We start from the raw sequence: 934 nt of genomic DNA on the forward strand, positions 1-934 counted from the left end.
CACCCCACCCCCGGTCCCCGCCACCGCCAGCGGCCGCGCCGACGACATCGAATTCCGCATCGTCGGCCATGAGATGCAGTTCGTGGAAATCGAGCTTGATCCCGGTGAGAGCGCCATTGCCGAGGCCGGCGCGTTGATGTTCAAGGACGCCACGGTGCAGATGGATACCGTGTTCGGCGCCGCCAATGGCGACCAGGGCGGCGGCTTCATGGGCAAGGTGATGGCTGCCGGCAAGCGCGTACTGACCGGCGAAAGCCTGTTCGCCACCGTCTACACCCAGAGCGGCCATGGCAAGGGCAAGGTCGCCTTCGCTGCGCCCTACCCCGGCACGGTGCTGGCGATGAAACTGGACCAGCACGGCGGCCGCCTGATCTGCCAGAAGGACAGTTTCCTGGCCGGCGCACGCGGCGTGCAGATCGGCGTGCAGTTCCAGCGCAAGATCATGACCGGCCTGTTCGGGGGCGAGGGTTTCATCATGCAGAAACTGGAGGGCGACGGCTGGGTGTTCATCCACGCCGGCGGCTGCGTGGTCGAGCGCGAGCTGGCCGCCGGCGAACGCCTGGACGTGGATACCGGCTGCGTGGTGGCCTACCACCCGACGGTGGACATGGACGTGCGTCGGGTGGCCGGCATCAAGAGCATGCTGTTCGGCGGCGAAGGGGTGTTCCTGGCCACGTTGACCGGCCCCGGCAAGGTCTGGCTGCAGTCGCTGCCGTTCTCACGCCTGGCCGGCCGCATGTGGATGGCCGCACCGCAGGGCGGCGGCCAGAACCGCGGCGAAGGCTCGGTGCTGGGCGGCCTGGGCCGGATGCTGGATGGCGATAACCGCTTCTGACCGCCTCCGGTCGTGCCGGCCGCTGGCCGGCAACCTCATGGACCTTGGCGCGCATCCCGGTAGTGCCGGCCGCTGGCCGGCAGCCCCATGGACCGTTGC

1 protein-coding gene is annotated in these 934 nt (G+C 69.1%); it reads left to right on the top strand.

Annotated features, from left to right (window positions below; genetic code table 11):
* A partial coding sequence (locus tag WDC87_RS21835; RefSeq protein ID WP_336331333.1) for a TIGR00266 family protein occupies window positions 1-835 on the top strand: 835 nt, incomplete at its 5' end.
* Between the last annotated feature and the right edge of the window lie 99 nt (window positions 836-934).

The organism is Stenotrophomonas maltophilia group sp. Smal12 (assembly GCF_037079935.1).
Lineage (GTDB): Bacteria > Pseudomonadota > Gammaproteobacteria > Xanthomonadales > Xanthomonadaceae > Stenotrophomonas > Stenotrophomonas sepilia.